Here is a 25,876-nt window from a genome sequence, read left to right on the forward strand (position 1 = left end):
GGTTATAGCTTACTTATAATCGTCCGGGTTCGGCGAGTCGGTCGGCTTGGCGAACTCGTTCTTCAGCTCGGCCGAGATCGGGGTGTTGAGGTTCAGACCCTTCGGCGGGATCTTCTGGGTGAACCACTTCTCATAGATCTTCTGGCCTTCCCCGGAAGTATAGAGCGCTGCGGTCGCCGCATCGACCACCTTCTTGAACGCCGCGTCGTCCTTGCGCAGCATGATGCCGTAGGGCTCAGGCTTGGAGAACGCGTCCTTGGAGATGACGTAGTCGTCGGGCGACTTCGAGCCGGCAACGAGGCTCGCGAGCAGGATGTCGTCCATCACGAAGGCGACGGCGCGGTCGGTCTCGACCATCAGGAAGGATTCGGCGTGGTCCTTGGCCGGGATGATGTTGGCGCCGAGGCTTTTCGCAACATTGGCTTCGGTGAGCTGCTTGATGTTGGTGGTGCCGGCGGTCGAGACCACCGTCTTGCCCTTGAGATCGTCGATCGACTTCAGGCCGCTCGACTTCTTGAAGACGTAGCGGCTGGCGGTCAGGTAATGGGTGTTGGTGAAGGCAACCTGCTTCTGCCGCTCGGCATTGTTGGTGGTCGAGCCGCATTCGAGGTCGATGGTGCCGTTGGCCATCAGCGGAATACGCGTCGCCGAGGTCACGGGATTGAGCTTGACCTCGAGCTTGTCGAGCTTGAGCTCCTTCTTCACGGCGTCGACGATCTTGTAGCAGATGTCCATCGCGAACCCGATGGGCTTCTGGTTGTCATCGAGATAGGAGAACGGGATCGAGGAGTCGCGGAAGCCGAGCGTAATGGCGCCGGTGTCCTTGATGTTCTTCAGCGTGCCGGTCAGCTCCTCGGCCCCGGCCTGGCTGACAGCGAAGGTCGCGGCGAGCGCGAGGCCGATGCTACGGAAATGTTTCACTTTTGGGTCCCCTTTCAGGATGATGCCGGCGGGATGCAAGCACAAATTGGATTGGAATAGAATGTGACTTTTGGCTGGATCGCGGCTCCGGTTAACGGCTCAGGCCGGCGGGCGCGTTAGCGGGCTTGGCAATTCCCCGAGATCCCAGAACAGGCCGGCCATCACCGTCAAGGCCTCTTCGGTCAATGGCAGCAGGATGTGCTCATTGGGCGCATGCTGGGAGCAGCCGGGATAGGAGTGCGGCACCCAGATCGTCGGCAGGCCCAGGATCTCGGAGAACACGTCGTTGGGCAGCGAGCCGCCGAAATTGGGCAGTACCGCCGGGACCTTGCCGGTGGTCTGACGGACCGAATCTGCCGCCCATGTGATCCAGGGGCTGTCGAAATCCGTGCGCGAGGCGGCAAAGCTCTGCGTCGCCCGCACCTCGACCATCGGAAAGCCCTTCTGCGCCAGATGCGCGCGGATCGCCTCGATCAGCCCATCGATCCTGGTGCCGACCACGAAACGCAGTTGCAGCACGGCATTGGCGTGGCCGGGAATGGCGTTGGCCGGCTTCTCGATATTGCCCGACGACATCGCCAGCACTTCGAGCGTGTTCCAGGCGTAGAGCCGCTCGGCCGCCGAAAGACCCTCCTCGCCCCAGCCCTCGGCCAACGCCGGCTCGTCCTCGGTCGGCACCACCTGCACGTCCGCAAGATAACTGCAGATCTGGTTGGTGAGGCGCGGCGGCTTCAGCGCATCCAGCCGAAGGCGGCCGTGGCCGTCGACCAGCGTCGAGATCGCGTTGACCAGAATGGTCGCGGGGTTGGCGAGCACACCGCCCCAATTGCCGGAGTGATGGCCGCCGTCGCGAAGGTTCACATCGAGATGAATGCGGATGCCGCCGCGGCAGCCGAGGAACAGGGTGGGACGGTCGGCGGACAGGCGCGGCCCGTCGGAGGCCATGAACAGATCGGCCTTGAGCGCATCGCGATTGAGATCGCAGACCTTGCCGAGATCCGGCGAACCGATCTCCTCGCCCATCTCGACGATGAACTTGGCGTTGAAGCCGAGCTTGCCGCCGCGGGCCTCGCGCACCGCGCGGAGTGCGGCCATGTTGATGCTGTGCTGGCCCTTGTTGTCGGCCGTGCCGCGACCGTAAAGACGCGTGCCCGAAACCGTGGTGCGCCAGGGATCGCGGCCGTCGCGCCACTCGCCTTCCATGCCGTCGACGACGTCGCCATGGCCGTAGATCAGCACGGTCGGCGCCGTCTCGCTCTCGTGGTGTTCTGCGAACAGGAACGGCGCCTTGCCGCTGGGAGATTCGATCATCCGGCTTTGGAAATCGAGCGCGGCGAAAGCGGGCACCATCTCCTGTTCCAGATAGGCGCGCAGCTCGACGCTCCGGTTCGGATTCTGGCTCTCGGTCCGGTAGGCGACGCGACGGTCGAGTTCAGCGAGGAACGCGCCGGATTTGAAATCGTCACGGGCGCGGGCGATGGCATCGGCTCTGGTCATTATTTTCTTTTTTAGGTTGCGAGACGAAGGACCATACCCGATAGGGGCGGGCCTCCGAAAGTGGCGGGGACTTCGATAGTCTTGGGATTTCGTTCTTGCTCTCTTGAGATTGGCTTGCCAAGCGCGGCAGCGCCGCTGATTTTGGCCTTGCCAACGTCGCGCTATATGCAAGAACTTCGCCAAGTTCGGGCGCAGCTCTATCATTCGAAGAGCGCCCGGTACAGGGCGCCGGGGGACCATCATGGCCAAGCAGATCAGGCTCAATGCATTTGCGATGAATTGCGTCGCGCACCAATCACCAGGCTTGTGGGCCCATCCGCGTGACCGCACTGCCGAATATAACCGCCTGCCCTACTGGATCGATCTTGCCAAAACGCTGGAGCGCGGCCGTTTCGACGGGCTTTTCCTGGCCGACGTGCTCGGCGTCTATGACGTCTACGGCAACAGTCCTGACGCAGCCTTGCGCAATGCAGCCCAGTCGCCCTCGAACGATCCGCTGCTGCTGCTGTCGGCAATGGCGGCGGTCACGCAGAACCTCGGCTTCGGCGTCACCAGCAATCTCTCCTTCGAGCCGCCCTATCCGTTCGCGCGGCGGATGTCGACGCTCGATCATCTTACGGAGGGGCGTATCGGCTGGAATGTCGTCACCGGCTATCTCGACAGCGCCGCGCGCGGCGCCGGCAAGGACAAGCAGATCGGGCACGACGACCGCTACGAGATCGCCGACGAATATATGGAGGTCGTCTACAAGCTCTGGGAAGGAAGCTGGGAGGACGACGCCGTGCTGCGCGACCGTACGCGCGGCATCTTCACCGATCCCACAAAAGTTCATCGCGTCAACCACGAGGGCGCCAACTACCGCATCAACAACACGATCCATCTGAGCGAGCCGTCGCCGCAGCGGACGCCCGTGCTGTACCAGGCCGGCACCTCGCCGCGCGGACGGAGGTTCGCGGCACAGCACGCCGAATGCGTGTTCATGTCGGGACCGTCGGCCAAGGTGATCGCGCCGCGGGTGTCGGCGATCCGTCAGGAGGCCGCCGCGTTCGGCCGCAATCCGGCGGAAATCCTGATGTTCTCGATGATGACGATCATCCTCGGGCGGACGGAGGCCGAGGCGAACGAAAAATACGCCGACTATCGCCGCCACATCAGCCCCGAGGGCGCGCTCGCGCTGATGTCGGGATGGACCGGAATCGACTTCTCCGGCTACGAGCTCGATCAGCAGGTGCGCCATGTTCAGAACGATGCCGGCCGCAGCGCACTCGATAACGTCACTCGGGCCGATCCCGATCGCGTCTGGACCGTGCGCGACGTCATCGAGCATGTCGGCGTCGGCGGCGCCGGTCCCGTCGTAGTCGGCACGCCGGAGATGGTCGCGGACAAGATCGAGGCGTGGTTCGAGGCGACCGATGTCGACGGCCTCAACGTCGCCTTCGCGATCTCACCCGGCGATTTCGAGGACATCGCCGACATGCTGGTGCCGGAGCTGACGCGGCGTGGGCGGTACAAGGCCGAGTACGCGCGGGGCACGCTGCGGGAGAAGCTGTTCGGTGACGGGCGTGCAAGGCTGGGTGCGCCGCATCCGGCGGCGGGGTACCGGGTGGGGAGGAAGGGATAGCCCCACTGCTCTCCCCGTCATTGCGAGCGAAGCGAAGCAATCCAGAATTGCTCCACGGAGACAGTCTGGATTGCTTCGTCGCAAGTGCTCCTCGCAATGACGGTGGAGGCACCTGCCCTACACCTTCCCGTCCACCATCACCTCGATCAGCTTCGTGCCAGGCCGGCCGAACGCCGACACCAGCGTCGCCTTCAACTCGCGGGGATCGCTGACCTTGATCGCCTCGCATCCCAACGCCTTCGCCACGCCCGCGAAATCCACCGGGGGATCGACGAAATCCATGCCGACGTAATTATCGTCGCCATGGAAGGCGAGCAGGCGCTGCTTGATGATGCGGTAGCCGCCATTGTTGGCAATGACCACATTGAGCGGCAGCTTGTGATGCGCCGCCGTCCACAGCGACTGGATCGAATACATCGCGCTGCCGTCGCCGGAGAAGCAGACGACGGGGCGATCGGGATTGGCGATGCTGGCGCCGACGGAGGCCGGCAGGCCCCAGCCGATGCCGCCGGAGGCAAGGCCGTGATAGCCGAAGCGGTCGCGGTGCGCACGCAGCGCCGTGATCTGGCGGCTCGAGGTGAGGCCTTCGTCCACGAGGATGGCATTGGCTGGCATGGCCTCGACCATCTGCAGCACCAGCCAGTCCGGATCGATGGGGCTGCGGTCGGCGGCTTTGGCGAGCTGCTCGACCAGCGCGGTACGCCTTGCGGTCCAGTTCTTCGGCGCGAGCTCGGCGAGACGTTGCCTCGCACGTTGCGCCAGGGCAGCGCCGCCCATCTCCTTCAACACCGGGATCAGCGCGCGCAGCGTTTCCTTCAAATCCGCCTTCAGCGCGATCTCGGCACCGTAGTTCTTGGCGATCTCCCAATCGCCGAGGCCGATCTGCACGATGCCAAGGCCCTCCGGCAGCGCATCGACCTCGCTGTAGACCGACATCCGCAGGGGATCGCCGCCGAGCGCGATCAAGAGGTCGTACGGCGCAAGCGTGTCGCGCGCGACTTTCTGAACCCGTGCCAGCGTGCCGACGAAGCTCGGGCTCTCCGAGAGGAAGTGCGAGCCGTAGGGCGTCGAGGATTGGTACGCAGCCGCGCCCAAAAGCTCGGCGAGTTCGGCGGCCTCCTTCAGCGCATCGCTCTTCACCACCTCGTCCATGGTGACGATCACGGGACGCTCGGCCCTCAGTAGTCGCGCGGCGAACGCCTTGAGTGCCTCATCCGATGGCCTTGTGCGAGCGTCGATGCGGGTGGAGCGACCGAGATCTATTCCGGCCTCGCTGTTGAGGATGTCGCCGGGCAACGAAATGAACACCGGCCCGGTCGGCGGCGTGGTCGCGACTTTTGCGGCGCGGCGCACGATGCGCGGCAGATCCTCGAGCCGGGTCACCTCGACCGCCCATTTCACCAGCGGCTCGGCCATGCGCACCAGCGGGCCGTAGAGCACCGGCTCCATCAGTCCGTGGCCCTGCTCCTGCTGGCCCGCGGTGAGGATCATCGGCGTGCCCGTGAACTGGGCGTTGTAGAGCGAGCCCATCGCGTTGCCGAGGCCGGGCGCGACATGGACGTTGCATGCGACGAGCTTTCCGGAGGCGCGGCTATAGCCATCCGCGATCGCCACCACCAGGCTCTCCTGCATCGCCATCACATAGGTGAGATCGGGATGGTCCTTCAGCGCGTGCATGATCGGCAGTTCGGTCGTGCCGGGATTGCCGAACAGATGCGTGATGCCCTCGTCCTTGAGCAGCGCGAGAAAGGCGGAGCGGCCGGTGATCTTGTTCTTCATGTTTCCTCCAGAGGCGGACGTTGCCGCAAGGCAGGAAGCATGATGGCCGAAATCGCGGGAGGCGCGCAAGGAAGCGCGGTCATGGCTGCGTTGCGTGGGCGCAGCACGCTACATCTCCTCGCGCCCCAGCTCGAACGGATCCTCGCCGCCCGCCCGCTTCTTCTTTTTCGAGCGCTGCCAGACCACACCGGGAAAGCCCTTCAACGGTACCAGCGGCTCGCCGGTATAGGTCCATTCCTGCAGCTCCTCGATCGCGATGTGATAGAGCGGCTGGCGGCCGGTGCGTTCCCTAAACAGCGCACGGGGGATGTTGACCATGTGCGGCCCGCGCGGGCGCTCATATGCGATCGGCGTGCCGCAATGCGCGCAGAAGCTGCGCGCGGTCTTCGTTGTCTTATCTTCGTAGCGGGTCAGCGCCGTCTTGCCTGCGGTGATGCGAAACCGTTTCTTCCAGCTTCCGACATAGGTCGCATAGGCAGCGCCGTGGGCGCGACGGCTGGCAGCGGAGTGATCGTGCCAAGCCCAGCGTGCGGGGACGTCGATCTCGAAGGTGACCTTGCCGCAGAGGCATTGGCCGGTGGCAACTCCTGCGGCGGCTGCGGCTTTGGCCATGGGTGCTTCCCTCATCGCTCGCAATGACGGAATTCGTGGTGTCCGTCGGGGCAACACAATAACTCCGTAGCCCGGATGAGCGAAGCGACATCCGGGAAGACCAGAGCTTAGGTGAAGACCCCGGATATCGATTCGCTCATCCGGGCTACAGCAGTGTCAGACCGGCGTCAGCTCGTCATACACCGGATAGTCCGTATAGCCCTTCTCCTCGCCGCCGTAGAACGTCGCACGGTTATACGGCGTGAGAGGGTAGTCGTGCTGCAGGCGGCGCGGCAGATCGGGGTTGGAGATGAAGATGCGGCCGAAGGCGATGAGGTCGGCGTGTCCCTCTGCGATCGCGGCGTTCGCCGTCTCGCCCGTAAACCCGCCTGCCGTCATCAGCACGCCGCTGTAGAGCGGGCGGAATAGCAGCATTGCCGACGGCACGTTCTGCCAGTTGACTTCGGCGCGCCCGGAGCCGCTGGAGCGCGGTTCGATGAAATGCAGATAGGCGAGACCGAGCTTGTCGAGCGCCTTGACCACGTGCGTGTAGAGCGGCATCGGATCGGGCTCGCCGGAATCATTGGCGATGCCGTGGGGCGACAGCCGCACGCCGACGCGGCCCGCGCCCCAGACGTCGATGGCGGCCTGGGTCACTTCGAGCAGAAGCCGCGCGCGGTTCTCGATCGAACCGCCATATTGATCGGTGCGCTGGTTGCTGCGTGATTGCAGGAATTGCTCGAGCAGATAGCCGTTGGCGCCGTGGATCTCGACGCCGTCGAAGCCCGCGGCCAGCGCGTTCTTCGCACCCTGCCTGAAGGCCTCGACGATGCCCATGACCTCGTCCGTCTCCAGCGCGCGCGGCGTCTCATAGTCGGAGATCTTGCCGTCGGCGGTCATTGCCTTCATGCCTTCGGCCCTGATCGGGATCGCCGAGGCCGAGACCGGTAGCTCCCCGCCGTGGAAGGAAGAATGCGAGACGCGGCCGACATGCCAGAGCTGGAGAAAGATGATGCCGCCCTTGGCGTGCACGGCGTCGACAACCTTGCGCCAGCCCGCGATCTGCGTCTCCGAATAGATGCCTGGCGTCGCCGGATTACCGCGACCATACGAGAGCACAGGCGAGGCCTCGGCAATGAGCAGGCCGCCTTGGGTGGCGCGCTGACCGTAATATTCGGCATTGAGCGGCCGCGGCGAAAAGCTCTCGCGCTCGGCTCGCATGCGCGTCAACGGCGCCATCGCGACGCGGTGCGCGAGCTTGTACGAACCGACCTGCAACGGTTGAAACAACGCCTTGAATTTCATTCCGGCCCCAAAATGATTGGATGAGAGGACGGGGATCATAAGAGAAAGGTCCGCGGCTCGGAAGCTGCACGGGGGAATGGCTGGCCAGCCAAAAGAGGCGGCGAATAAAAAAGCCCCGGGGCCAGGCCCGGGGCTTTCGTCTATTCAGATTGCAGGTCAGTATTTCGCAACGACCGCGCCTGGGCCGAACTTGTAGTTCAAGCCAACACGCGCGATGTGGCCCGTGAAATTCGCGGTAGAGTCAAAGCCACGCGCCGGGCCGGGCGTGAACGGGAACAGCGGATTGAAGATGGTGTATTTCTCGCTGCCGAGATCGTAGTAGAGATATTCGAGCTTGACGCTCCAGTTCGACGCAATGCGGTACTCGCCGCCGCCGCCGACCGTCCAGCCCACGCGCCAGCTTTCCACCGCGCCTGCGCTACAGATCACATTGAGGCAGGGTGTGCCGCTCCCACCCGTGGGATCCACGATCGACGTCGACGCCTTGACATGCCCATAGGCAAGACCGCCGGTCGCGTACAGCATCAGGTCGGGCACGACGGCGGCACCGATCCGGCCGCGCACGGTCCCCAGCCAGTCGACCTTCTGATCCTGCGTGGTCATGATCGTCGGGAAGACCGGCAAGGTTCGGGTCACCGTTGAGCTACCCTTGATGTCGGCCGCCGCAATATCGGCTTCGACGCCCCACACCAACGAGCCCGTCTGCACATTGTAGCCGGCCTGCAAGCCGCCCAGCACACCACGCGCGTTTGTTGCCAGCGAAGCCGGGACAAGGCCGCCCGCCAGTGCGACGTCGAGCACGCCCGCAGTGAAGACCGGATCATGGGGCGCGAGATTGTTCGCACCATCGCCCCACCCATACCCGACATTCACGCCGGCGTAGAAGCCCGACCAGTTGTAGGCAACAGGCAGTGGCGACGCCTTGTACGCTGGCGCACGTGCGGTCATATCGGCCGCAAGAGCGGGCTGCGCCGAGGCGACGCCCAAAGCCACAAACACGATCGGAGCAAAGCGAAGCATTATCGAGATTCCAATTCCGAAGATTGACGTTGACCAGAACTAACCGGCCGACATTCGAAATGGGATAGCAAGCCTTGCAAAATCGCGGACAACGCGAGCTTTCAAAATCGCATGTAGCGTCCGGGCAACAACCTTTGGTCGCCGCAAGCGGACAAGCGTCGCCGCAGGCAAGACCGATCGCTGAAGTCCGGACGCGATGGCGCGTCAGGCCGTCTTGATCCACACGGCCTTCACGTTGAGATATTCCTCGACGTGCTGCTTGCCGGATTCGCGGCCATAGCCGCTCATCTTGTAGCCGCCGAAGGGCACAGCCGGGTCCATCGCCTGGTAGCAGTTCACCCACACCGAACCGGCACGGAGCCTCTTCGCGACCGCATGCGCCTTGCTGACGTCCCGCGTCCACAGGCCCGAGCCGAGACCGAACGTGGTGGCGTTGGCGCGCTTGACCAGCTCGTCCATGTCCTTGAACGCGATCGCGGAGATGACGGGACCAAAGATCTCCTCTTGCGCAATGCGCATGTTGTCCTGGACGCCAGCGAACACCGTCGGCGACACGAAGAAGCCTTTTGCAAGCGCGCCTTCGGTGACGCGACCACCGCCGGCGAGCGCCTTGGCGCCTTCCTTCTGGCCGATGTCGAGATAGCTGGTGACGCGCTCGAGCTGCTGCTCGGACACCAGCGGTCCGATCTGGGTGTTGGGATCGAGGCCGTTGCCGACCTGCAGCTTCTTGCCGAACTCGGCGACACGTCCGACGAATTCCTCGTAGATCGAATGCTCGACGAACAGCCGGGTGCCGGCGCTGCAGATTTGCCCCGAATTGGCGAACACCGCCATCGCGGCGCCCGGCACGGCCGCATCGAGATCGGCATCCGCGAACACGATGTCCGGCGACTTGCCGCCGAGCTCGAGCGAGACACGCTTGAGGTTGCCGGCCGAGGCGCGGATGATCGACTGGCCCGTGACATGCGAGCCGGTGAAGGCAACCTTGTCGACGTCGTGGTGCGAGGCAAGCGCGGCGCCCGCGGTCTCGCCATAGCCGGGCACGACGTTGATGACGCCGGCCGGAACGCCCGCCTCCATCGCGAGCTCGGCGATGCGCAGCGAGGTCAGCGGCGCCTCCTCGGCGGGCTTGAGCACGACGGTGCAGCCGGTCGCGATCGCCGGACCGATCTTCCAGATCGTCGCAGTCAGAGGACCGTTCCAGGGAATGATGGCGCCGACGACGCCGATCGGCTCCTTCAGCGTGTAGGAAAAGATCTCGCCGGGCAGCGAGTTCTCGATGGTCTCGCCATGAATCGCGGTGGTCTGGCCGGCATAATAGCGCAGCATGCCGACGGCGCGCAGGCGATAGGCACGGGTACGGCTGAGCGGCGCGCCCATGTCGAGCGTGTCGAGCTGCGACAATTCGTCGAAATTCTTCTCGACGAGGTCGGCAAGCTTCAGGAGAAGGTTCTGCCGCTCGAACGGCTTGACCTTGCTCCAGGGACCTTCGAAGGCGCGGCGGGCGGCAGCGACCGCACGATCGATGTCTTCCTTGTCGCCCTCGGCCACTGTTGCGAGCAGTTCGCCGGTCGCGGGGTTGTGGGTCTCGAAGCGCTTGCCGGAGGCAGCATCGACCCACTTCCCATCGATCAACATCTGCTTGTAGGACCCGTTGGCGAACGGATGGCGCGTGATCGGAATAGCCTGCGACACAGCCATGGCTGAACTCCCTGTCAAATGATTGATTGGTTCGATCTGGGCGGGATCGTTAGGTCGATAGAATACTGCGATGCCGGACAGGCGTAAAGGAGAGGCGTAAAGTCGGCGCGGAACGAAGACCTCCCATGCCGACTTGAGCAGGGTCGCGCGCGTGCCATGTTATGGCACGACCGAGCCCTCCCCGGAGACGATCCATGCCCCACCCCGCCATCGTCAAAGACAATGTTGCCGTGATCACCGGCGGTGCGTCCGGCATCGGATTCGCCGCCGCCGCAGCCTTCGCGCGCGACGGCATGAAGGTGTGTATCGCCGATGTGGATCAGGCGGGACTCGCGGATGCCGCAACAAGACTCTCATCCCTGACGTCCGCCACACACGTGATGACCTTCGCGATTGACGTCAGCAAGGCCGAGAGCGTGACGGAACTGGAGCGCGCCGTGCGCGAGCGCTTCGGCGGCACCGACATCCTCATGAACAACGCGGGCATCCAGCCCGGCAGCACGCTGTTCGGCGAACCCGACAACTGGCAGCGCATCATCGGCGTCAACATGTGGGGCCTCATCAACGGCTCGCGCATCTTCGCGCCCAACATGGTCGCGCGCGGCAGGGCGGGGCTCATCATCAACACCGGCTCGAAGCAGGGCATCACCACCCCGCCCGGCGATCCCGCCTACAACGTCTCCAAGGCCGGCGTGAAAGCTTTTACGGAAGCGCTCCAGCATGAGCTGCGCAACACTGCGGGTTGCCGCATCACCGCGCATCTGCTGATTCCCGGCTTCGTCTTTACGGGCCTTACCGCGAAGGGCCGGACGGAGAAGCCGGCCGGCGCATGGACGGCCGAGCAGACCGTGAATTTCATGCTGATGCGGCTGGAGGCCGGCGATTTCTACATCCTGTGCCCGGACAACGATGTCCCGCGCGCGCTCGACGAAAAGCGCATGCTGTGGGCCGCCGGCGATATCGTGGAGAATCGCCCGCCGCTGTCACGCTGGCATCCGGACCATGCGGATGCATTCGCGAAGTTCGTGAAGGGGGATTAGGCTGTTTGATCCTCATGGTGAGGAGCGCGGAATGCGCGCGTCTCGAACCATGCAGGCCCGGTTGGGCCCCGATCCTTCGAGACGCCCGCTTCCAGCGGGCTCCTCAGGATGAAGGTTTACACGGGGGACGCTCTACAGCGTCTCTTGCTGATGCCCGCAATTCTTGCAGGCGAACTTGATGCGGGTCTGGCCCTTTGGCGCCTGCACGCGGTTCGGGGCGCCGCATTTACCGCAGACGGCCTCGATGCGGGTATCGCCCTGCTTGACGACGACGGTTTTCTTTTCCATCGATTCGCGGATCAGGCGCTCGGCCTCCTCACGCAGGGATTGTTTGGACAAAGCTCGTCTCCGCCATAAATGCGGGCGAGGCTTATCCCACCTGCGGCGAAATCACAATCCGAAACGGCTGCTCAGACCTCGACAATCACGTAGCTGTCCTCGACATGCACCGGAAACGTCTCGGCGACATACGGACCTTTCTGGAGTTCCTCGCCCCGCTCCACCGCGACCGGATATGACCTAATCTTGACGCGCTTCGGGTCGAACCAGGATTGGCCGTTGCGCATGTCGAACTCCCAGCCATGCCAGGGACAGCGCAGCATCTCGCCGACGCGCGAGCGCTGATAGATGCCGGGCTCGGGCGAGGTCAGTCGCGCGACACAGGCCGCTTTCTCCAGCGGCGCGCCTTCGTGCGGACAGCGGTTCAGCAAAGCGAAGAACTCGCCATTGACGTGGAACACGACAATGTCGCGGCCGGCGACATCGACGACCTTGTTGCCACCGGGTGGGATCTCCGAGGTGGACGCGACGATGTGACGGGCCATACCGTGCAGACCTCCTCAGAACTTGTAGACCGCGCGGGCATTGGTGCTGAAGATCTTCTTTCGCTCGGCTTCCGTCAGCGGCGTCTTGAAGGCGAAGCGCGGATCGTCGAAATCCCAGTGGGGATAGTCCGACGAGAACAAGAGACGATCGATGCCGACCCATTCGATCAGCGAGCCCAGGTGCCGGGCTTCGTCAGGTTCGTCGATCGGCTGCGTCGTGAACCAGAAATGCTCGCGGACATATTCTGACGGCTTGCGCTTGAGATGCGGCACCTCGCTGCGGAAGCGCTCGAAATGCTGGTCCATCCGCCACACCGCGGACGGGATCCAACCGAAGCCGCCCTCGATGAAGACGAACTTCAATTTTGGAAAGCGCTCCGGCACGCCCTCGATCACGAGGCTGGCAAGCTGCGCCGCAATCGTGTGCGCGTTGGACTGGTGCTCCTCGACATAATAGGACGGCCAGCCGCCACCGGTCGGCGCATGCCCGCCATAGCCGCCGACATGGATGCCGAGCGGCAAGCCCAGCGCCTGCGCACGTTCGTAGATGGGCCAATAGCGGCGGCGGCCGAGCGGCTCGTTGGCGCGTGGCGAGACGTTGATCTGGACGTACTCGCCGATTTTCGCGCAGCGTTCGATCTCGGCAATGGCGAGATCAACGCCGTCCTGGCCGACCAGGATCGAAGCTTTCAGACGCGGGTCGCGATGCGACCAGAACGCCAGTTGCCAGTCGTTGATGGCGCGCTGGATCGCGGCGCCGAATTCGAGGTTCTGCTGCGAGAAGATGAAGAGATCGAGCACCTGCAAAATCCCGAACTCGACGTCGAGCGGATCGAGATGCTGCTTCTGCATGAAGGCGAGATCCGAGCCGGGCGGTCCGCCGGTCGGCGGCCAGGCATCGCGGCGCGCGATCAGCGGCGAGGAGCGCGGATAGGGCGTGGTGAACAGATAGGGCGTGCGCAAATGGCTGCCATATTCCTTCAGATGCTGCTGCCAGCGTTTGGGCAAGAACTCGTTGAGGTCGTCGGGCGAATGCAGGCTCGGATGGACGTCGCAATCGACGATGCGCAGCCGCGAAGCGGCGGGCTTCTCGTCTTCCCGCAGCGGGCGGTCGATGACCTCATCCATGCGAACCTCCAAAGTCAGTTGGCGAGCGACAGCCGCGGAAACGTCTCCAGCGGGTTGTCGACGCACATCTTCGAGATAATGCTATTCGGCAGGTTCGGCGGGATCGGATCGTCGCCGTCGAACTGCCAGTGCGGATAGTCGGACGCGAACAGGAACATCTTTTCCGAGCCGATCTGGTCGATGATCTCCTCGACGCTTCTGGCGTCGCCCGGCGCATCAAACGGCTGCATGGTGACGCGGAAATTCTCGCGAATGATCTCAGCCGGCTCGCGCTCGACCCAGGGCACCTCGACGCGCACTCCGCGCCAGGTCTTGTTGGCGCGCCACATGAAGGCCGGCAGCCAGCTTACGCCGGATTCCATCAGCACGACCTTGAGGTTCGGAAACTTGCCGAACACGCCCTCATAGATCAGGCTCAAGATCTGCGCCTGAAACGCCTGCGCCTCGACGAAGTAATATTCGTAGCGGTGCGACGGCCATCCGGCCGAACTCGGCGCCTGCCGATATTGCGTGCCGGCGTGGATCGCGAGCGGCAGCTTGTACTCTTCCGCGAGCCGATAGACCGGCCAGAAATGCCGCCGTCCCAGCAGCGTCTCGCCCTGCGCCAGCACGAGGATCGAGACGAAGCGGTGATCGCCGGCGCGGCGCTCGATCTCCTCGACCGCCAGATCCGGGTCCTGCATCGGCACCACGATCGAGGCACGCAAGCGCGGATCGCGCGACAGCCACTCAGTCGCGATCCAATCGTTGATCGCCTTGCAGAAGTCGGCCGCCATGTAGGGATCGAACACGGCCTGCGCGCCATAGAGCACGTTGAGGATCGCGTGACTGGCACCCAACTGCTCGAATGCGCCCTTCTGCACCATCGCAAGATCGGAACCGGGCTTGGCGCCGTTCACCGGGCGCCAGTCGGCGCGGCCCGCCAGCGGCATGCTCGGCGGATAGGAGGTGAGATCGAGTCCATCGATGGCGCGGCTCACCACCTGCTCTTTCCAGTGATCGCTGAGATAGGGCAGTAGCGTCGTGCGCGTGCCACCAACCGCCGGGTGGATGTCGCAGTCGATCCGCGTCGCTGCCATGAGGTTCCTCGCCGAGATCTTGTAAGCACATCTTATTGGCGGCGTTCTTGTGCGCCGCCTGTGAAGACTGCCCCTGCCCGTGCGGTTGCGCAAGAGCGCACGCCCGCGCGATCGTCATGGCTATGTTGCATTTCGCAGGCGCGATATGAGGTGTGGCGAAATGCGTTCCGACGCCGAAGCCGCGGAGCGCATTGCTCCGCTGCTTCCTTGCGGATTGTCTATGCCAGTCAAGCAGCCTTGGAGACTTCCATCAGCAGACGTTCCGCCTTGGCATCCTCGATGCGGTTCACCATCCGGCTGCTTTCATGGTTGTCGCGGACCGTCTTGGTCAGGGTGATGCAAGTCTGGATCAGCATGACGATGCCCATGGTGAGATAACCCTTCATCCAGAGGTCGATCGGGAGGAAGAAGATGCCGATGGCAATGAGGAACGCGGAGGCTGCGAAGGACGCGTAAGTGAAAGTCACCCAGGCGCCGCTGTGGGGCTGGCCGTTCTGGTTCATGATGGTCTCCTGTTGGTTCGAATGATGGAGTTGGGATCAGGCAGTCGGCATGCGCTTGGACTTCAACCGCGCCAGCACGTCGTCCGCGGTCGTCTTCAGCCGGGGGCCAAAACCCTGCTCGGCGAGTTTTTCGGCGGTGGCGAGCGGACCGGTGGCCGCATCGAGCTCGACCAGCGCGTCGTCGGCGGCCTGGGCTTCCATCTGCCGCTCACGAAGTCGCCTCAAAGTGCTCTCCGCCTCCGGCAGTGTGGATTCGTAGGGGCGTGCCGCCTCGATGCCGCTGCGGCGAAGCGAGCGCACCGCCTCCGAGGCACGGGCGACGCGGCGGCCGCGGTCGAGCTCGGTGATGCGGGCCTGCGCGCTTGCGACGTGCCGCTTCAGCCGCGCGATTTCGGTTGCGAACAGCGCACGTGCCGTCAGTGCCGCATCGCGATCGGCCTCAAGGCCTGCGATGGCTTCGGCGGCATCGTTGGCGAGATCCTCGCGGCCGCCATCGAGCGCCGCAACCGCGCGGGTCTCGAGATCGGCGATGCGGGCGACGGTCGCCTCGAGCTTGCGACCTTCCTGCTGGTCCTGTGCGATCGCCAGCGCCAGCGTCCGTTTGCCGCGCTCGACGGCGGCGGCCGCGTCGCGCATCTGTTGATCGAGGATCAGAAGGGCCGTCCGATCCTCCAGCTCCTCGCCGGCGGCGGCCACGCTGCCGCGGAAAAGTGTCACTACGGTCTTGAACATCTGAAGCTCCCTGTTATGAGCGTTGCTCACAGACGGTTTGTAGCAAGAAACTTGAACATCGTTCAAGAAATACTTGAGCAGCGCTCAGAAATTTGATTGCAGATGACTAAAGCATTGAAACGCCGAGAAAAACTTCGATCCGACCTAGTCCTAGCGGCGGAACGAATGATCGCTGGGAGGGGATTGGTGGGCCTAAAAACCCGCGATCTCGCCCGCGAGATCGGCTGCGCCAACGGCGCGGTCTACAATCTCGTCGCCGATGTGGATGAGCTGATCCTGCGCGTGGGCTCGCGCACCTTGCTTCGGCTCGACCAGGCCCTGAGCGTGGCGGAAAGCGCGGGCGAGCCGTCGCCACAGGCGACCCTGGTCCGCATCGCCCTCGCCTATTGCGATTTCGCCGCGGAGAATCTCGAACTGTGGCGCGCGCTGTTCGAGCACCGCATGGACCCCGACAAGCCCCTCCCCGACTGGTCTATCGACGACCAGCTGCAGCTGTTTCGCCATGTCTACCAGCCGCTGGCCGCGCTGTTTCCACAACGCAGTCGGGAGGAGCTCGGGATCACCGCGCGCAGCCTGTTCTCGGCGGTGCATGGCATGGTGGCGCTGGGCCTGGAGCAGAAGCTGGTCGCGGTACCACTTCCGGCGCTCCGGAAGGAAATCGCGGGCCTGGTGCGCGCGATGATTGACGGACTGATCGCGCGGGCGGCGTAGAGGCCGGGACAGCACAGCTCAACTGTCGGCCACGCCTGACTAAAATTTCACCTGTCGCGGCGCATGCAGCGCGCCTAGCTTCGCGAGGTTCACGCCTCTCTCGGGAGCCTCCCATGCCCCTCCTCATCCGCGGCGGCACCGTCGTCAATCATGATCATTCGCGCCGCGCGGACGTGCTGATCGACGGCGCGACCGTCGTCGCGGTCGGGCAATCGCTCGATGCGGCGACGGGGTGCGAGATCATCGATGCGGGCGGCGCCTACGTCATCCCGGGCGGCATCGATCCGCACACCCATCTCGAAATGCCGTTCATGGGCACGGTCACCGCGGACGATTTCGAATCGGGAACCAAGGCGGCGCTGGCCGGTGGCACCACCATGGTGGTGGATTTCTGTCTGCCCGATCCAGGCCAGTCGATGCTCGCGGCCTATCAGGAGTGGCGACACAAATCCGAGAAGGCGGCCTCCGACTACGGCTTCCACATGGCCGTAACATCCTGGTCGAAGCAGATACATGACGAGATGGAGACCGTGGTCAAAACCTACGGCATCAACACCTTCAAGCACTTCATGGCCTACAAGGGCGCGCTGATGGTGAACGACGACGAGCTCTACAACTCGTTCGCTCGCTGCGCCCATCTCGGCGCCATGCCGGTCGTGCATGCGGAGAACGGCGACGTCGTCGCCCTGATGCAGGAGGCGCTGATCGCGCGCGGTGTCACCGGGCCCGAGGGACACGCTTATTCACGACCGCCGGAGGTCGAGGGCGAAGCCACCAACCGCGCCATCATGATTGCCGACATGACGGGGACGCCGGTCTACATCGTGCACACGAGCTGCCGCGAAGCGCATGAGGCGATCGCGCGCGCACGTGCGGCAGGCAAGCGCGTCTATGGCGAGCCGCTGATCCAGCACTTGCTGCTCGACGCGGGTGAATATCAAAACAAGGATTGGGATCATTCCGCGCAGCGCGTGATGTCGCCGCCGTTCCGCGACAGGTCGCATCAGGATAGTCTTTGGGCCGGCCTGCAAGCCGGCTCGCTGCAAGTGGTCGCGACCGACCACTGCGCCTTCACCACCGAGCAGAAGCGGTTCGGGCTCGCCGATTTCAGGAAGATCCCGAACGGCACCGGCGGCCTCGAAGATCGCCTCGCGCTGCTGTGGACCGCGGGCGTCACCACGGGGCGGCTGACGAAGGAAGAATTCGTCGCAGTGACCTCTGCGAACATCGCCCGCATCCTCAACATCTATCCGCGCAAAGGCGCGGTCGCCATCGGCTCGGACGCGGATATCGTGGTTTGGGATCCCAAGGCGAGCAGGACCATCAGCGCGAAGCGGCAGATGAGCCGGATCGATTACAACGTGTTCGAGGGCTTTTCATGCACCGGCGGACCGGCGGCGACGCTGTCGCGCGGCCGCATCGTTTGGAAGGATGGCGATCTGCGCGCCGAGGCCGGCGACGGCCATTATGTCGAACGCCCGGCGTTCTCGCCCGTGCATGTCGCCAATTCCACCTGGAAAGAGCTGACCGCCCCGCGCGCCGTGAGCCGCGGAGCGGTGACGCCGTAGGATTGAAGATCCGCGCAGCATGCGACGCCGTGAAGCGCGGCTGATGGCATGCGCCTTGCCTCTTTAGGGTGCAAATCTCTCAAGAGTGAGGCTCCCATGAGCGCATCATCTTTCAACCTAAACCGCCGCGGCGTGCTCGGCGGTCTCGGCCTTGCCGGAATGACCGTCCTCGCTCCGCGATTTGCCTCGGCGCAGGGGCGCAGCGAGACGCTGCTGGTGGTGCAGGAGCTCGGGCCGAACTCGCTCGACATGCAGGGCGTCGGCTCCAACCAGACCGTGAACGGGCTGTCCTGGAATTGCTACGATCGCCTGCTGAGCTACGCCTCCAAGAACTTCCCCGACGGTACGCTGTCTTATGACCGCGAAAAGCTCGCGCCTGAACTCGCCGAGAGTTGGGAGGTTGCAGCCGACGGCATGTCCTGCACGTTCAAGCTACGGAAGGACGCCAAATTCCACGACGGTACGCCGGTCACGGCGAAAGACGTCAAATGGTCGTTCGACCGCGCGGTGAAGGTCGGCGGCTTTCCGACCTTCCAGATGTCGGCGGGATCGCTGGAAAAGTCCGAGCAGTTCATCGTGGTCGACGACCACACCTTCCGCATCGACTATGTGCGCAAGGACAAGATGCTGCTGTTCAACGTCGCGGTGGTCGTGCCCTTCATCATCAACTCGGAGCTCGCGAAAAAGAACGCGACGTCGGAAGACCCGTGGGCACTGGCATGGCTCAGGAACAACGAGGCCGGCGGCGGCGCTTACAGGATCGAAAGCTGGAAGCCGGGCAGTGAGACCGTGCTGGCGCGCTTCGACGATTGGAAAAGCGGACCTCTCCCGAAGCTCAAGCGCGTGATCGCGCGCGACGTCCCCTCCGCCGGCACTCGCCGCGCCATGCTGGAACGAGGCGATGCGGATATCTCCAGCGGCTTCGCGCCGCGTGACTTCGAGCAGATCATTCGGGAGGGCAAGGTCAAGGTCTCCGGCGTGCCGATCCCGAACGCGCTCTGGTCGGTCGCGCTCAACACCGCAAAGCCGCCGTTCGACAATGTGAAGCTGCGCCAAGCGGTCGCCTGGGCGATGCCCTATGAGCAGATCCAGAACAGCGCGTTCTTCGGACGCGCCGTGCCCATGTATGGCGGAGCAGCGGACGTCTCAAAGCCGGTCTGGCCGCAGGCGTTTCCCTACGCCACCGATCTCGACAAGGCCAAGGCCCTGATGAAGGAGGCAGGCTTCGAGTCAGGGCTGGAGACGACGTTGTCACTCGACACGGGCACCGCCACGGTCGGCGAGCCGACCGCCATCCTGATCCAGGAAAGCCTAGCCAAGATCGGAATCAAGGCGGCGATCGAAAAGATTCCCGGCGCGAACTGGCGCACCACGCTGAACAAGAAGGAGCTGCCGCTCGCGCTGAATCGTTTCAGCGGCTGGCTCGATTATCCCGAATATTACTTCTACTGGAATTTCCACGGCAACAACTCGATCTTCAACATCTCCTCCTACCAGAACAAGGAAATGGACGCGCTGATCGACAAGGCGCGGTTCACCACGGATGCCGCCGAGTACGACAAGGCCGTGAAGGATTTCATCGCGCTCTGCATGCGCGATGTTCCCGTCGTCCCGCTCAACCAGCCGATCCACGATGTCGCCATGCAGAAGGGCATCACCGGCTACGAATTCTGGTTTCATCGCGAGCCTGACTACAGGCAGTTCGTAAAGGGCTAGTTTTGGCGGGCGACGCTGACGGTGCTTGAGACGGCTCGCGCCTGCTCGGACGGGAAACCCTGCGCGAGCCGCGCCTCGCTCGCGCGCAGCATCGCCGTATCGAGCTTGCCGTGCCGCGATCCATCCAGGGCGCAAGCGAAAATCCGGTAGAACTGCGCGCCGTCATAGGCGACCAGCAGCAGATCGACGCCCGCGTTGATGGCCTCGACCACGGCCTGGCAGACGTCGTGCTGGTAGATCGCGCCCATCACGAGATCGTCGGTCATGACGACGCCCTGATAGCCCCATTTGTCGCGAATAATCCCCTCGACGACACGCTTCGAATGCGAGGCGGTGCGATCGGGATCGACGGCCGTGAGCGTGACGTGGCCGACCATGAGCGCGCTGCGCGAATGCGACAGCACCTCGCGGAACGGAAGCCAGTCGGTTGCTTCCAACTCCTTCACCGGCGTATCGAGATTGGCGCTGAAATGATGCGTGTCGGTGCGCACGCGCCCGATGCCGGGAAAATGCTTGAGCGTGGCGCCGACGCCGGATTGTTCCAGCCCGCGCACATAGGCGCTCGCGATCGCGCCGACGACGGTCGGATCGGTCGCAATCGCGCGCTGACCGATCAACGTGTGAAAATCGAGGCGATTGCGCCGGCCCGGCGGCTTGAGATCGAGCACCGGTGCGAGATTGAGGTTGACGCCGAGCCCGGCGAGGTCACGACCGTGGATGCGGCCGAACTCTGCCGCTTTGGCCTGCTGGTCATCGGGGGCAAGCCCGGCAAGCGTCGCCAGCGCCGGCAGCTTCGTCAGCGGCGGCGCAAGATGCCCGACGATGCCGCCCTCCTGGTCCGCGGCGATTACCAGCGGCGGCAGGCCGGCGGCGCGCCGCTTGTCCTGTAGCGCCGCGATCTCGGCACGCAGCGCCTCGACTGTCCGGCCCCGGATGTTGTGCCGGGTGACGTAGACACCGCCGATCAAGCCTTGCTCGGCGAGGCGCGCGACCTCCGGGAGGGAGGAATAGCCGACCATGAAGTGAGGTCCGAGCTGACCCGCCTCGGCCGCACTGGCGGCAAGAACATCGTGCTTGCGCAGTTCGAATTTCAGGTGCGCCGCCGACATCAGGAGCGGCGGAACGCACCAGAGCATGACGAGCAGCTTGCCGGCGGTTGTGCACCAACGTCCCCTGCGCAGCAGCACGATGACGATCACGATGCTTGTGACGACAAGCGCGATGTTTCCGGCGCCGCGCAGCACGAGCAGATAGGGATCGTTCTTGTTAGCGGCCGCAAATGCGACGAGAGGGGCGGCCAGCCAGAGCAGGATGAGACCGGTGCGGTTGAGGAGCTGCATGATGCGTCACGCCCAAGGTGATGTATGCATCGCACCTATCAAAGCGATTTGCGCCGCGTAAGGACTAAAGCCGCGCCTGCACATAATCTGCAAAAGACTCCTGAAGCCGTGCAGACGACGATCCCGCCTTCTGCACAAACGACGTTCAGACTTCGTGATGCCACCATTCACGAAAGGCCATTTGGACATGACGAGCCTGGCTACGACGTCGACGACGGAAATCAAACCGATCAGGCCTTCGGCGCTGTCGGCAAAGCTCGCGTTGGCATTGGTGCTCGCCGCGCTCGCCGACTTTCTGCTCTACGGGCAGCGATTGGGGCTGTCACTGGTGATCATGGCCATCGCGATCGCCTGCGCCTCGCTGCTTGCCAACCACGCGACGCTGGATCATCGGCGTGCTGCGATTGGCGGCGCGATCGTTGCGCTTGGTCTCGTTCCGGCCGCGGAAGAGCTCAACACGCTCTCGTTTCCAATCCTCGTGGCAGCGCTGGTCGTCGCCCTCCTGCTCGCGACCAATCCGGAGACGACCGGGCTCGCCGACCGCACCCGCGCGCTGCGAAACTTTGTCCTGATCAATCCCTTCAGGGTCTTCCCCGATGCACTTCAAATCTTCAACATGTCGGCACTCACCCGGAGCATCGCACTCTGGTTTCTGCCTGCAGCGCTGAGCACGGTCTTCATCGCACTGTTCGCCGCGGCCAATCCATTGATCGAGCAGTGGGTGTTCCTGCTCAATCCAAAGTGCATCCTCGACTATGTCAGCTTCCCGCGCGTGCTGTTCTGGACCATGATGCTGGCGCTGGTCTGGCCGTTCATCCACGTTCGCTGGCGGCGCAGGACGATTGCCACCACGACGGTCGTCGATGGCCCCGTGCACCCGCCGCTGCCGTCCCAAGTCTCGGCTCAGTTCCTGGGCCCCTCCACCATCCTGCGCTCGCTGATCCTGTTCAATCTGCTGTTCGCGGCGCAGTCCATTCTCGACGGCATCTATCTCTGGGGTCATGTCGCGCTGCCGGCCAACATGACTTATGCCGCCTATGCCCATCGCGGCGCCTACCCGCTGATCGCCACCGCCCTGCTCGCCGCCGCCTTCGTGCTGGTGGCGATGCGTCCGGGTGGATCGGCCGAAAAATCAAAGGTGATCCGGCTGCTGGTCTATCTCTGGGTCGGGCAGAATGTACTTCTGGTCGCGTCCTCCATCCTCCGCCTCGACCTCTACGTCGACAGGTACATGCTGACCTATTGGCGCATCGCCGCTTTCATCTGGATGGGGCTGGTGGCACTCGGGCTGATCCTGATCGTGGCCCGCATCGCGCTCGACCACACCAACCGGTGGCTTGTCGGCGCCAATCTGATCGCGTTAGCGATCGTGCTCTATACTGTCTCGCTGGTGAACTTCGACGCGTTCATTTCCGACTACAATCTGGCGCACAGCAGTGAAATGTCGGGCAAGGGCATGATGATCGATACCGACTACCTCCTCACACTCGGACCGCAGGCGCTGCCCGCGCTCGACAAGGTAATAGCCCATCGCAAGGGCGACGACTGCCTTGCGCGGCGCCGCGATCGGCTTGTAGAAGCTCAGCGGCTGAACATGGTCTGGCGGGCCTGGAGCTTTCGGAGCTGGCGGCTGCAGCGCCGGCTCGATGCTGGGGCCAAAAGCCAGCCCGGCAATCAGCCGGCAGGCTGAGCGGAGAGATTCTTGGCGCATCGCATTCTCATCCTCGACGACGAGGGCCACATCCGCGAGGTCATCCGCGTCGCCTTGAAGAAAGCCGGCATGGACGTAATCGAGGCGCGCGACGGCAAGGAGGCGCTGACCCGCTTTGCCGCCGACCGGCCTGACCTGATCGTGCTCGACATCGGCATGCCCGAATTCGACGGCCTCGATGTCTGCCGCGAGGTGCGCAAAGGCTCCGACGTGCCGATCCTGTTCCTGTCGGCCCGCGACGAGGAGATTGACCGCATTCTCGGCCTCGAGATCGGCGGCGACGATTATGTGACGAAGCCTTTCAGCCCGCGCGAGCTGGTGGCGCGGGTCAACGTCATCCTGCGCCGTCTCGGCCCGCGCAATGGCGAGGCCAAGGCGGGGCCGTCGGCACTCGCGCAAGGCGGCCTGTTGATCGATCCCGAGCAGCATGTCGCGTCGTTCGCCGGCACGCCGCTGAAGCTGACCGCGATCGAGTTCGGCATCTTGCGCGCGTTCCTGACCCGGCCGACCTCGGTGTTCAATCGCGAGCAGCTGATGCGGGCCGCCTACCAGCTCAATATCCAGGTCTCCGACCGCACCATCGACAGCCACATCCGCAACATCCGCGCCAAGCTCGCGGCGCTGGCCTGCGACAATGTCATCGAGACCATCCACGGCGTGGGCTTCAAGCTCGGCCGCTGCGAGAAAGAGGCATGAGCGCGGCGCCGGACAAATGGCGGCCGTCGCTCACCCTGGTGATCTTCACGGTGCTGGCGACCGTCGGCGTGCTGCCGCTGGTCGGCCTGTTCTTCTTCCGTCTCTACGACAACCAGCTGATCCGCCAGACCCAGGCCGAGCTGATCGCGCAGAGCCGCGTGCTCGCGACGATCTACGCGCAGGAAGTCACAGCAAGGCTCGATAGGGGCCTCACGCTCGGCGCCGAGGTGCCGACGAACGTGCTGCCTGATCCAGGCGACCAGGTCACCCCGATCCGTCCCGCGCTTGACCTCACCGCCAACGACCTGCTGCGGCGGCGGCCAGAGGCGCAAACCGCTCCACAGCCGCCGCAGCCCGTCTATGTCGAGATCGGCGCAAAGCTGACGCCGATCATCCGCGAGACCCAAAAGGTGACGCTGGCAGGCTTTCGCATCCTCGATCCGCAAGGCGTGGTGATCGCCGGGCGGCAGGAGGTCGGGCAGTCGCTCGCCCACATCGAGGAGGTCGCGGACGCGCTGCATGGGCAATACCGCGCCACCTTGCGCAACCGCGTGCCCGACAAGCCGCCGCCGTCGATCTATTCCTTCAGCCGCGGCCTCGGCGTCCACGTGTTTTCGGCAATGCCTGTCATCGTCAACAACCGCGTCGCGGGGGTGATCTACACGACGCGGACGCCGAGCAACATCTTCGACCATCTCTATCAGGAGCGGGCCAAGTTCGTGCTGGCGGGGCTCGCCGTGGTTCTCGGCACGATCGCGATCGGCCTCGTATTCTCGCGCACCATCACGCTGCCGATGCGCGAGCTGATCGATCGCGCCACCAGAATAGGCCGCGGCGACCGTGAGGCGTTCAGGCCGCTCCGACATTACGGTACGCGCGAGTTCGCGCAGCTCTCACACAGCTTCCTCGGCATGGCCGAACAGCTGGCGCGGCGCTCGGACTATATCGCGACGTTCTCGGCCCATCTCACCCACGAATTGAAATCGCCGCTGACCTCGATCAAGGGCGCCGCCGAGCTGTTGCAGGATTCGGTTCAGGGCAAAGCGGGCAGCCTGACGCCGGCCGAGCAGGAGACGTTCATCGCCAACATCCTGTCCGACACAAAGCGGCTGGAAGCGATGGCGCAGCGGCTGCGCGAACTCGCGCGTGCCGAAAGCCTGCCGCAAAACGAGCGCACGGAATTGGCGCCCGTGATTGCCGACCTCAGGAGCCGATTTCCGGCGAGCTCGATCGAGGCCAGCGGCAGCCTCGACCTGATGATCGGCATGTCGGCCGAGAAGGCGCTGATCGTGCTGTCGCATCTCGCGGACAATGCGATGCGGCACAAGGCTGGGGCTATCACCCTGGAGGCGATCGACGAGCGCACGACCCTGCGTCTGACGGTAAGCAATGACGGCGAGCCGATCTCGGCGCCGAACCGCGACAGGATCTTCGACGCGTTCTTCACCACCCGCCGCGACCAGGGCGGCACCGGGATGGGTCTCGCGATCGCGCGCGCGGTGATGGCGAGCCATGGCGGCTCGATCAGGCTCAAAGCGACCGATCAGGGCGCGGCGTTCGAGCTCCAGTTTCCAATGGGCTAGATCGCGAACACCCAGGCGGCGACGATGGTGCCGATGGTGACCAGACCGGCGATGGTCCAGCCGGCGGCGTATTCCAGTTCAGGATGACCGGTCGCCCGCATGATCTCTGCCGGATCGGCGGTATGCTTCTCTGCCATGACAGCCTCGCACGTTACTTTCCGCGTCATATGTAAGTCGCATCAGCCACCATTAGGTTCCATCACGGAAATGCGAGGAATGACGCAGCTTGGTTTGTTCGCCGATCCGCAAGCAGGGCCTGCCGGCCTTCGCTATGCCGATGACTTCGTTGAGGCCGCCGTCGAGCAGGCGCTCATCGGCCGCATCGCAGCATTGCCGCTCCAGCACTTCCAGTTCGGTGCCTTCGAGGGCAACCGCCGGGTGGCGTCCTTCGGCTATCGCTATGACTACACAGAGCAGCGGCTGGCCGAGGCCGAGCCGATCCCGGACTGGGTGCTTCCTGTCGCGCGGCAGGTCGAGGCATGGGCGGGTCTCGCCGGCGGCAGCGTGCGGCAGGTGCTCTGCACCGAATACGACGCCGGCGTCGGCATCGGCTGGCATCGCGACAAGCCGCATTTCGACAAAATCATCGGCCTGTCGCTGGGCTCGTCCTGCAAATTCCGCTTCCGCCGCCGTAGCGGCGACAAATGGGAGCGCCATACGCTCGAAGCCTTGCCGCGCTCGCTTTACATGATGGACGGCGAGGCGCGGTCGCAATGGGAGCACAGCATCCCGCCGGTCGAGGCGCGCCGCTATTCCATCACCTTGCGGACGATGAAGCAGGCCTGACCGGCCGGCCAAACAAAAAAAACG

24 protein-coding genes are annotated in these 25,876 nt (G+C 64.1%); 9 read left to right on the top strand and 15 right to left on the bottom strand.

All coding sequences use genetic code 11. The features are described from left to right. Positions 1–9 precede the first annotated feature (9 nt). Complete coding sequence (locus N551_RS0101820) at positions 10–921, bottom strand: amino acid ABC transporter substrate-binding protein (RefSeq protein ID WP_027565488.1); 912 nt, start codon at positions 919–921, stop codon at positions 10–12. Positions 922–1,020: 99 nt separating this feature from the next. Then, complete coding sequence (locus N551_RS0101825; protein WP_027565489.1) at positions 1,021–2,418, bottom strand: M20 family metallopeptidase; 1,398 nt, start codon at positions 2,416–2,418, stop codon at positions 1,021–1,023. Between the two features lie 241 nt (positions 2,419–2,659). On the opposite strand from N551_RS0101825, the gene N551_RS0101830 reads away from it, so the two are divergent. Next, entirely contained in the window at positions 2,660–4,039 is a 1,380-nt protein-coding gene (locus N551_RS0101830) for an LLM class flavin-dependent oxidoreductase (protein WP_027565490.1), read from the top strand. 117 nt (positions 4,040–4,156) lie between these two features. Here the strand turns inward: N551_RS0101830 and N551_RS0101835 are convergent, their stop codons facing one another. The 5 genes from N551_RS0101835 to N551_RS0101855 all read right to left on the bottom strand — a co-directional run bounded on the left by N551_RS0101835 (position 4,157) and on the right by N551_RS0101855 (position 10,435). Beyond that, positions 4,157–5,818: a thiamine pyrophosphate-binding protein gene (locus N551_RS0101835; protein ID WP_027565491.1), complete on the bottom strand. Its 1,662-nt coding sequence runs from the start codon at positions 5,816–5,818 to the stop codon at positions 4,157–4,159. Positions 5,819–5,926: 108 nt separating this feature from the next. Next, positions 5,927–6,430 carry a GFA family protein gene (locus N551_RS0101840; RefSeq protein WP_027565492.1) on the bottom strand — a complete coding sequence of 168 codons (504 nt, stop codon included), beginning with the start codon at positions 6,428–6,430 and terminating at the stop codon, positions 5,927–5,929. Positions 6,431–6,586: 156 nt separating this feature from the next. Further along, the gene (locus N551_RS0101845) at positions 6,587–7,714 is read right to left on the bottom strand and encodes an alkene reductase (protein WP_027565493.1); all 1,128 of its coding nucleotides are present in this window, start codon (positions 7,712–7,714) and stop codon (positions 6,587–6,589) included. Positions 7,715–7,870: 156 nt separating this feature from the next. Then, on the bottom strand, positions 7,871–8,734 hold the full coding sequence (locus N551_RS0101850) for an outer membrane protein (protein ID WP_027565494.1): 864 nt from the start codon (positions 8,732–8,734) through the stop codon (positions 7,871–7,873). A gap of 204 nt (positions 8,735–8,938) precedes the next feature. Then, positions 8,939–10,435: an aldehyde dehydrogenase family protein gene (locus N551_RS0101855; protein WP_027565495.1), complete on the bottom strand. Its 1,497-nt coding sequence runs from the start codon at positions 10,433–10,435 to the stop codon at positions 8,939–8,941. 194 nt (positions 10,436–10,629) lie between these two features. Between N551_RS0101855 and N551_RS0101860 the strand changes: the two genes are divergently transcribed. Then, the gene (locus tag N551_RS0101860; RefSeq protein WP_027565496.1) at positions 10,630–11,475 is read left to right on the top strand and encodes an SDR family NAD(P)-dependent oxidoreductase; all 846 of its coding nucleotides are present in this window, start codon (positions 10,630–10,632) and stop codon (positions 11,473–11,475) included. A 132-nt stretch (positions 11,476–11,607) separates the two neighbouring features. On the opposite strand, the gene N551_RS0101865 is transcribed toward N551_RS0101860, so the two are convergent. The 6 genes from N551_RS0101865 to N551_RS0101890 form a co-directional block, all read right to left on the bottom strand. After that, the gene (locus N551_RS0101865) at positions 11,608–11,814 is read right to left on the bottom strand and encodes a hypothetical protein (RefSeq protein ID WP_007615092.1); all 207 of its coding nucleotides are present in this window, start codon (positions 11,812–11,814) and stop codon (positions 11,608–11,610) included. A 71-nt stretch (positions 11,815–11,885) separates the two neighbouring features. Then, the gene (locus tag N551_RS0101870) at positions 11,886–12,299 is read right to left on the bottom strand and encodes a Rieske (2Fe-2S) protein (protein ID WP_027565497.1); all 414 of its coding nucleotides are present in this window, start codon (positions 12,297–12,299) and stop codon (positions 11,886–11,888) included. 15 nt (positions 12,300–12,314) lie between these two features. Next, on the bottom strand, positions 12,315–13,427 hold the full coding sequence (locus N551_RS0101875) for an amidohydrolase family protein (protein ID WP_027565498.1): 1,113 nt from the start codon (positions 13,425–13,427) through the stop codon (positions 12,315–12,317). A 14-nt stretch (positions 13,428–13,441) separates the two neighbouring features. Continuing rightward, entirely contained in the window at positions 13,442–14,506 is a 1,065-nt protein-coding gene (locus tag N551_RS0101880) for an amidohydrolase family protein (protein ID WP_027565499.1), read from the bottom strand. 227 nt (positions 14,507–14,733) lie between these two features. Further along, positions 14,734–15,009, bottom strand: coding sequence for a YiaA/YiaB family inner membrane protein (locus tag N551_RS0101885; protein WP_027565500.1), 276 nt, complete (start codon positions 15,007–15,009; stop codon positions 14,734–14,736). Positions 15,010–15,045: 36 nt separating this feature from the next. Next, positions 15,046–15,741 carry a PspA/IM30 family protein gene (locus N551_RS0101890; RefSeq protein ID WP_027565501.1) on the bottom strand — a complete coding sequence of 232 codons (696 nt, stop codon included), beginning with the start codon at positions 15,739–15,741 and terminating at the stop codon, positions 15,046–15,048. A gap of 102 nt (positions 15,742–15,843) precedes the next feature. On the opposite strand from N551_RS0101890, the gene N551_RS0101895 reads away from it, so the two are divergent. The 3 genes from N551_RS0101895 (at position 15,844) to N551_RS0101905 (ending at position 19,736) form a co-directional block, all read left to right on the top strand. Next, positions 15,844–16,452: a TetR/AcrR family transcriptional regulator gene (locus N551_RS0101895; protein ID WP_155809370.1), complete on the top strand. Its 609-nt coding sequence runs from the start codon at positions 15,844–15,846 to the stop codon at positions 16,450–16,452. Positions 16,453–16,565: 113 nt separating this feature from the next. Continuing rightward, a complete protein-coding gene (gene hydA, locus N551_RS0101900; protein ID WP_027565503.1) occupies positions 16,566–18,020 on the top strand; it encodes a dihydropyrimidinase in 1,455 nt (484 codons plus the stop codon). A 96-nt stretch (positions 18,021–18,116) separates the two neighbouring features. Continuing rightward, entirely contained in the window at positions 18,117–19,736 is a 1,620-nt protein-coding gene (locus tag N551_RS0101905; protein WP_027565504.1) for an ABC transporter substrate-binding protein, read from the top strand. Here N551_RS0101905 and N551_RS0101910 read toward each other — a convergent pair. After that, a complete protein-coding gene (locus tag N551_RS0101910; RefSeq protein ID WP_027565505.1) occupies positions 19,733–21,076 on the bottom strand; it encodes a glycoside hydrolase family 3 N-terminal domain-containing protein in 1,344 nt (447 codons plus the stop codon). The two genes, N551_RS0101905 and N551_RS0101910, sit on opposite strands and share 4 nt — an antisense overlap. Before the next feature lie 187 nt (positions 21,077–21,263). On the opposite strand from N551_RS0101910, the gene N551_RS0101915 reads away from it, so the two are divergent. From N551_RS0101915 to N551_RS0101925, 3 genes are read left to right on the top strand one after another with little or no spacing between them, the layout of a single operon-like run. Further along, on the top strand, positions 21,264–22,766 hold the full coding sequence (locus N551_RS0101915) for a DUF4173 domain-containing protein (protein ID WP_035961016.1): 1,503 nt from the start codon (positions 21,264–21,266) through the stop codon (positions 22,764–22,766). A gap of 12 nt (positions 22,767–22,778) precedes the next feature. Beyond that, positions 22,779–23,483 carry a response regulator transcription factor gene (locus tag N551_RS0101920; RefSeq protein WP_027565507.1) on the top strand — a complete coding sequence of 235 codons (705 nt, stop codon included), beginning with the start codon at positions 22,779–22,781 and terminating at the stop codon, positions 23,481–23,483. Further along, the gene (locus N551_RS0101925) at positions 23,480–25,066 is read left to right on the top strand and encodes an ATP-binding protein (RefSeq protein WP_027565508.1); all 1,587 of its coding nucleotides are present in this window, start codon (positions 23,480–23,482) and stop codon (positions 25,064–25,066) included. The genes N551_RS0101920 and N551_RS0101925 overlap by 4 nt, the downstream gene beginning before the upstream one ends. On the opposite strand, the gene N551_RS38610 is transcribed toward N551_RS0101925, so the two are convergent. Beyond that, on the bottom strand, positions 25,063–25,203 hold the full coding sequence (locus N551_RS38610; protein ID WP_007597071.1) for a hypothetical protein: 141 nt from the start codon (positions 25,201–25,203) through the stop codon (positions 25,063–25,065). The genes N551_RS0101925 and N551_RS38610 overlap by 4 nt on opposite strands. 79 nt (positions 25,204–25,282) lie before the next feature. Here N551_RS38610 and N551_RS0101935 point away from each other — a divergent pair, with 79 nt between their 5' ends. Beyond that, positions 25,283–25,852, top strand: a complete 570-nt coding sequence (locus tag N551_RS0101935; protein ID WP_027565509.1) for an alpha-ketoglutarate-dependent dioxygenase AlkB — start codon at positions 25,283–25,285, stop codon at positions 25,850–25,852. The last annotated feature ends 24 nt before the right edge of the window (positions 25,853–25,876 follow it).

Source organism: Bradyrhizobium sp. URHA0013 (assembly GCF_000518345.1).
In the GTDB taxonomy this organism is placed as follows: domain Bacteria; phylum Pseudomonadota; class Alphaproteobacteria; order Rhizobiales; family Xanthobacteraceae; genus Bradyrhizobium.

What these genes read in the sequence shown, in the direction of transcription:
- N551_RS0101825 (WP_027565489.1), bottom strand. Translation starts at nt 2,418, where the DNA reads ATGACCAGAGCCGATGCCATCGCCCGCGCCCGTGACGATTTCAAATCC.
- N551_RS0101830 (WP_027565490.1), top strand. Translation starts at nt 2,660, where the DNA reads ATGGCCAAGCAGATCAGGCTCAATGCATTTGCGATGAATTGCGTCGCG.
- N551_RS0101835 (WP_027565491.1), bottom strand. Translation starts at nt 5,818, where the DNA reads ATGAAGAACAAGATCACCGGCCGCTCCGCCTTTCTCGCGCTGCTCAAG.
- N551_RS0101840 (WP_027565492.1), bottom strand. Translation starts at nt 6,430, where the DNA reads ATGGCCAAAGCCGCAGCCGCCGCAGGAGTTGCCACCGGCCAATGCCTC.
- N551_RS0101845 (WP_027565493.1), bottom strand. Translation starts at nt 7,714, where the DNA reads ATGAAATTCAAGGCGTTGTTTCAACCGTTGCAGGTCGGTTCGTACAAG.
- N551_RS0101850 (WP_027565494.1), bottom strand. Translation starts at nt 8,734, where the DNA reads ATGCTTCGCTTTGCTCCGATCGTGTTTGTGGCTTTGGGCGTCGCCTCG.
- N551_RS0101855 (WP_027565495.1), bottom strand. Translation starts at nt 10,435, where the DNA reads ATGGCTGTGTCGCAGGCTATTCCGATCACGCGCCATCCGTTCGCCAAC.
- N551_RS0101860 (WP_027565496.1), top strand. Translation starts at nt 10,630, where the DNA reads ATGCCCCACCCCGCCATCGTCAAAGACAATGTTGCCGTGATCACCGGC.
- N551_RS0101870 (WP_027565497.1), bottom strand. Translation starts at nt 12,299, where the DNA reads ATGGCCCGTCACATCGTCGCGTCCACCTCGGAGATCCCACCCGGTGGC.
- N551_RS0101875 (WP_027565498.1), bottom strand. Translation starts at nt 13,427, where the DNA reads ATGGATGAGGTCATCGACCGCCCGCTGCGGGAAGACGAGAAGCCCGCC.
- N551_RS0101880 (WP_027565499.1), bottom strand. Translation starts at nt 14,506, where the DNA reads ATGGCAGCGACGCGGATCGACTGCGACATCCACCCGGCGGTTGGTGGC.
- N551_RS0101885 (WP_027565500.1), bottom strand. Translation starts at nt 15,009, where the DNA reads ATGAACCAGAACGGCCAGCCCCACAGCGGCGCCTGGGTGACTTTCACT.
- N551_RS0101890 (WP_027565501.1), bottom strand. Translation starts at nt 15,741, where the DNA reads ATGTTCAAGACCGTAGTGACACTTTTCCGCGGCAGCGTGGCCGCCGCC.
- N551_RS0101895 (WP_155809370.1), top strand. Translation starts at nt 15,844, where the DNA reads ATGACTAAAGCATTGAAACGCCGAGAAAAACTTCGATCCGACCTAGTC.
- hydA (WP_027565503.1), top strand. Translation starts at nt 16,566, where the DNA reads ATGCCCCTCCTCATCCGCGGCGGCACCGTCGTCAATCATGATCATTCG.
- N551_RS0101905 (WP_027565504.1), top strand. Translation starts at nt 18,117, where the DNA reads ATGAGCGCATCATCTTTCAACCTAAACCGCCGCGGCGTGCTCGGCGGT.
- N551_RS0101910 (WP_027565505.1), bottom strand. Translation starts at nt 21,076, where the DNA reads ATGCAGCTCCTCAACCGCACCGGTCTCATCCTGCTCTGGCTGGCCGCC.
- N551_RS0101915 (WP_035961016.1), top strand. Translation starts at nt 21,264, where the DNA reads ATGACGAGCCTGGCTACGACGTCGACGACGGAAATCAAACCGATCAGG.
- N551_RS0101925 (WP_027565508.1), top strand. Translation starts at nt 23,480, where the DNA reads ATGAGCGCGGCGCCGGACAAATGGCGGCCGTCGCTCACCCTGGTGATC.
- N551_RS38610 (WP_007597071.1), bottom strand. Translation starts at nt 25,203, where the DNA reads ATGGCAGAGAAGCATACCGCCGATCCGGCAGAGATCATGCGGGCGACC.
- N551_RS0101935 (WP_027565509.1), top strand. Translation starts at nt 25,283, where the DNA reads ATGACGCAGCTTGGTTTGTTCGCCGATCCGCAAGCAGGGCCTGCCGGC.